Source organism: Micromonospora sp. ATLC16 (assembly GCF_057196645.1).
The window spans coordinates 1-4,679 of the sequence record NZ_JBXUOW010000128.1 but is presented as its reverse complement, the minus strand read 5'-3'; the positions used below and the strand labels follow the sequence as shown (position 1 = coordinate 4,679).

The following is a 4,679-nucleotide window of genomic DNA, read 5'->3' as shown; positions in this document are numbered from 1 at the left end:
AGCAAGGTGCCGGCCATCACCTCGGCCCAGCTCTGGCCGGCTGGATCCTGCTCGTGCACGCCGCGCAGGTCACGGATCAGGTGCGCCCCGCACCAGGCGTGCTCGGCATCGCGCTGGTCGCGTCGGGGGGCTTCCCCCATTTCGGTGGATCGCTGTCGTTTCCACGCTGCTCGCCGGGGCCCTCTTGGCTGCCGTTATTGGCGCTGATCTCAATGGGCCAGGACAGAAAGTAGTTCCTCCTAGCGCTACGTCAGTGCCAAGCTTCGACGCTCGGTTGTGTGACGCCGAATTTGTCCGTTGCGCGACAGCCCTGACCGGCTCGAAAAGGGCTGTTGAATATGCGGTTATATCGGCGGGCTCCCAGGTTGAAGGGCTCGTTTTGGTTGAATTGGGAGGGCCGGGTGTCGACCTATTTATGAGAAGTGGAGCGGACACACTCGGCTTGCCGTCGGAGATCATGAAGCATGATGTGCTGCTGCTCCGAGAGCCGTGGACTGCCGAGCCCCCGGGGGGTGACTGCCAACAGAGCCTCGTCGGTTTTGTCGGAGGGCTCGCGGCGGGAATGGTCGGCGAGTTCGCCCCTCCTGCTCTTGAAGACTGCTCGTACAGGATGTGGACTAAGGACGAATACAAGGCATCCTTGGCCGCAGTTCTTGAAGTCGAAAAGAAGGAGCTAGTCGGCATCGTTGGTCAGTCCTTCGGGGCGTTGCCTGCCGTTGCCGCATTCGATCTGTCGCCTGCCGCGTGGTTAATACTGCACGGTCCTATCGCCCCTCCCAACACGTCCGGCGCTACGGTCATGGACGATCGCTTGCAAGTTCTGAAGGCAGCTCTGGACTCCAGTTTCGCATCCGAATGTAAGCGGGCGCGCCTAGATTGCTCTAAGCGGGGTTCGGACATTGTTCAGTCCGCGATCGCCAAGGCGATGCCTCGGCAGGTTGAGGGCAGGGCCGAGCGAGTGCAGAATGGAGACGTGGGGCTTGCGGTGGTAGCTGCAGCGTATGATCTGGAGGCGAATGGGCGCTGGTTATGGCCCACTCTTGGGAGATTCCCCGGCATCGCCGAGCATGACTGGAACACAATCGGCCGTTTGGCTGACCAATTAGTGCAAAGGTTTGATTCCAATGAAATTTCACCCAAGCTAGGAGCCTACGTCGCTGGCATATGCTCCAGTTACACGGGATGGTCCGGCAGACGAAATGCCGACCGCGCCTCCGTGGGCGCATTTTTCAATGCGTTAGCAAGTCAGTGTGACGGAAAGCCGACAGTCAATGCACAATGGCGGTCAGGTTCCAAAATCGGAGGACCGGTTTGCATACTCGCAAATAACGAAGACACGGTCGTAAGTCCTCGCTGGGCGAGCGATTGGAAGGCGGTATTCCCGCGCGCCTCTCTGGGGGATTACAAGTACAGGGGGCACATTGCGCTAACCCAGGCTTTCGCGCTGACCGGGAATGCAAGTAGGTGTGGAGACGGCTTCAGGTCGGAATTCGAGAGGAAGACTTAGGGTGGACAACGCGACGCGGCTGGGGGCATTTATCGCCACCATCGGTGGGCTTGCACTACTGGGATTCGGCCTGAATGAAGGGCTGAAGGAAGCATTCATAGTGCTGGCTATTCTTGCGCTGCTGGCTGGACTCGTTATTATGCATGCTGGCCTTTCGGTGGGCGGTGACGCCGATCAGAGGTGAGCCCGGCTATCGCGTTTGCGGTTAATACTCCAGCCGGGGATCGTGATCACGGCTCGACAAGGGCTTGTCGGGTGTAGTGGTTGGTCATGGCTCCGGCTTGGTGGCGGCGCCGGCGGATTGACCAGAGTAGCGGGTGGCAGTGGCGGCGGGCGGGTTCGATGATCGGTGTGGAACAGGGGGTGTAGCTCGTTGATGGTCAGAGGGATCAGCCCGACCGGCTGGTAGCGGTTGCGGTGGCCGGCGGTCGCGGCGGCGAGGAACGCGTGGCGAGGATCGCCAGGGTGCTCCAGCGGTGCCAGGAGGTCCAGCGGCGGTGTTGGTGCGGGTCGAGGCCGAGGCCGGTCTTCGCGGCCTGGAATGATTCCTCGATCTTCCAGCGGCGGCCGGCGACCGCGACGAGAGTGCCGAGCGCAACGACCTGCGGTGACCAGCAGCGGTAGAAGGCCAGCCCACCAGTGCGGTGGCTGCGGCGCATCAGCAGCCAGTGGTGCCCGCCGTAAGCGTCGGTGGGGTGGGGCAGGGCGATGAAGGCCCAGTCGTAGTAGCGGTGGCCTTTCGCGCCCCGGCCGGCAGACATTCGCTGCCAGGCGGTGGCGGGAAGTCCGGCGGCGAGGAAGTCGACGCGGTAGACGCCGAGACCGATGATCACCCAGGATCATTTTGTTAGGAACTCCAAGAAGAGCCATCTGCTGGTTGTCGCGTCCTCAAGCCTGTCCGCCGCAAGGCGCCGGACGTGACGTTCGGACACGCCGGCGGCCACAGCCAGCTCCGCCAGGCTGGCCTGGGGACGTTCGGCCCGCAGCCGGGCTACAACGTCTGCCGTCCGCTCGGCGCGTCCCGTCATCCGCTTGCGTTGCCCGTTTCGCCGGAGGGGCACCGACACCTGGCTTGTCGCTGGACCGTCGGCGGCCCCAACCAGCTGCGCCTCGTTCGCCCCGGTCACGACTTTCAACGGAAGCGACTTCGGTGGTGGCGCAGACGCAGCGTCAGAGGCAGGCGGCCCGGCGGTGTCTGGAGCTCGATGGTCGTTGCCCGAGGCCGGTTGCGCTCTGGTCAGCATCTATACAACCAGCAGCAACGCCACCGCCGGCGCCGCTGGGCAGTGGCGCACCGGTGATCCCCACATCCTGGTCGTCGCCGACGCCGGCTACGACACGCCCCGATTGGCATACCTGCTGCGCGACCTGCCGGTGCAGGTGCTGGGCCGGATGCGCTCCGATCGAGTGCTGCGCCGCGCGGCCCCGCCCCGACGGCCGGGCACGAACGGTCGACCACCTCGCCATGGCGGCGAGTTCATCTTCGGTGACCCCGCGAGCTGGGCACGCCCGAGGTGACCACGGTGACCGACACCCGCCTCTACGGCGCTGCCACCGCCCGCAGCTGGGACCGGCTGCATCCCCGGCTGACGCACCGCAACGCCTGGATCGACCAGACCGGCGACCTCCCGCTCATCGAAGGCACCGTGATCCGGCTGGAGGTGAATCACCTGCCCAGCGGCGCGATCCCGAAGCCGGTGTGGCTGTGGTGGTCCGAGACGGATGCCACACCCGCCGACGTCGATCGGCTCTGGCAGGCGTTCCTGCGCCGCTTCGACATTGAGCACACCTTCCGGCTGCTCAAGCAGACCCTCGGCTGGACCTGCCCGAAGATCCGCACCCCACAAGCCGCCGACCGGTGGACCTGGCTCATTCTGGCCGTCTACGCGCAGCTGCGCCTGGCACGCGGCCTCACCGGTGACCTGCGCCGCCCCTGGGAGAAACCAACACCGCCCGAACGCCTCTCACCCGCCCGCGTCCGCCGAGGGTTCCGGCACCTCCGCGCGAAGACCGCCTGCCTGGCCAGCGCGCCGAAACCCTCCCGACCAGGCCCAGGGCGACCACCAGGCCGACCGAACAAGCAACCCGCTTAACGACACGACGTGCACATCAGCGCGAACGCGAGGAAGAAACCGAAGACCTCGAGCAGTCCCCGCCCACGCCGCACAGGTTAAAAATCAAGCTAATAGACGTCTCGTAACCCTGGCGTCTGCCTGTTAAGGACGATGCGACAGTATGCCCGGGTGCAGGTGATCACGGCAGCCCGCCCGGAGTGGATCTTTCCGTGTGCCGGGGTTGCAGCCCGCCCAGTTCCGCACGCTGGTCCGGCTGGTCGCCGAGCGCGGCGGGGATGCCAGCGAGTCCACCAGGACACCACTGCAGCGGACAACGCCAGCTCCGTCAGTGCGGCAACGCGTCCGGATTCCGGCGTCCGAGCGACGGCATGGTCATGAAGATCGAGAAGGAGCTGGAACGGGTTGATCATTTCCGCATCGGCGAACCACACCGGCGGTTGGACGGGCGGGTCGGGCTCATCGGGCACCACCGGACCCTCGTGAGCTGGGCAGAGTCAGCTGTAGCGGGTCACCGGCGATCGTGGCGTAGTGGTTCGCATGGTGGTACCTCCGGCCCACCTTGTGTTTGTGCAGCTTAATCGGCATCAGTTATCGACTGGTGCCGATTCTTTGTGATCTCGTGGTCACAGCCGTGGTCACGCAGCGCCCCACACTGCACTTCGGTAATCCGTGTTGAGACTTCGTCCGAAACGGCCTCTGGCCAGGGATCTTTCGACTGCGCCGCCTGTTCGGGTGCTGCCGGGGCGGAATGTGGGGCGCAAATCAGTGTGGTATCGGGGTGCCGGCTCGTACCGTCAGATGCTGCCCCGGCCGGTGTGCTGGCGTACTCGATTGGTTCGCGGAGGGGTAGCTGGCCGTGATGCGAGTCGCGCGGATCGAGGTGGGGCCGGGCCCGGATTCCGCCGATCGCTGGAACGATTCTCACCACATTGAGTACAGGGCTATTGCGTAGTCGGTTTTCGCCTGGTCATGGTCGGGTTGCTGGGGGTCACGGCGTCGATGAGGTCGTGTGGGCGGTGGTTGGCGCGTCGGGTGGCTGCGGCGATGTTGGTGGCACCGTTGGTGCGGTGGTAGCCGATCGAGGTGTTACGGAGTGT

Annotated in this window: 2 protein-coding genes and 1 pseudogene; 2 read left to right on the top strand and 1 reads right to left on the bottom strand. The window is 64.7% G+C overall.

The window, feature by feature from the left end; translation table 11 throughout:
* Positions 1-1,508: 1,508 nt before the first annotated feature.
* The gene (locus AC2CHE_RS26385; protein ID WP_169596822.1) at positions 1,509-1,691 is read left to right on the top strand and encodes a hypothetical protein; all 183 of its coding nucleotides are present in this window, start codon (positions 1,509-1,511) and stop codon (positions 1,689-1,691) included.
* 205 nt (positions 1,692-1,896) lie between these two features.
* Here AC2CHE_RS26385 and AC2CHE_RS26380 read toward each other — a convergent pair whose 3' ends face one another.
* A complete protein-coding gene (locus tag AC2CHE_RS26380; protein ID WP_240955574.1) occupies positions 1,897-2,340 on the bottom strand; it encodes a hypothetical protein in 444 nt (147 codons plus the stop codon).
* A gap of 442 nt (positions 2,341-2,782) precedes the next feature.
* On the opposite strand from AC2CHE_RS26380, the pseudogene AC2CHE_RS26375 reads away from it, so the two are divergent.
* Positions 2,783-3,681: pseudogene (locus AC2CHE_RS26375) on the top strand (transposase); the annotation flags it as partial.
* Positions 3,682-4,679 lie beyond the last annotated feature (998 nt).